We start from the raw sequence: 559 nt of genomic DNA, 5'->3' as shown, positions 1-559 counted from the left end.
TCGAGTAAATCATCGTCAGATTCAGGTAGTGGAAAAAAACCGACACCACCGGGACAGGAAAAGGCTAAGTTCAGGAGTGACACTAAAAACAGAATTGAGGAGGCGATCGCTGTCTTGGATTTTCGGCTACATTTAGACTATTTAAATATGGCTTCAGCCGTTGGGGGCGGCGACTTTGAAGAGTTTAAACGTTCTTGGTTGATGAATTATTATAATGCGATGATAGCATCTAGATTCAGAGACAAACCCAAGACAGCCCCCAGTCGAGAGCAGCAGCCGCGTCTCACCAAGGCTAATGATGAGTTAATGATGAATCGCCAAATCAAATCCGACAATTTGTCATCAAGGGAAAATCTAGCTGAATTTCGCCGAAGTAGAGACTTGTTGCCATTCGATTCTGATAATATAGGTTAAAACTATGTCTAATATTGTAGGGATAGACCAGAGAGAACTAACTTCAACCGCTATAGCTGGCGGTGCAATGTCTTCACAGTGGTTTAATGCTTTTTCGACCCCTTTTTATCAGCAGATTCAAAGTTTAAAAGCYTTTGATTTTAAG

1 protein-coding gene is annotated in these 559 nt (G+C 41.6%); it reads left to right on the top strand.

Annotated features, from left to right (window positions below; all coding sequences use genetic code 11):
• The coding region (locus B9T16_RS29175; protein ID WP_410246446.1) for a hypothetical protein at positions 1-414 on the top strand (414 nt) is incomplete at its 5' end.
• Positions 415-559: the final 145 nt, after the last annotated feature.

Source organism: Arthrospira sp. PCC 8006, assembly GCF_046480465.1.
In the GTDB taxonomy this organism is placed as follows: Bacteria; Cyanobacteriota; Cyanobacteriia; order Cyanobacteriales; family Microcoleaceae; genus Limnospira; species Limnospira platensis.
This window is presented reverse-complemented; position numbering and strand designations above follow the sequence as displayed.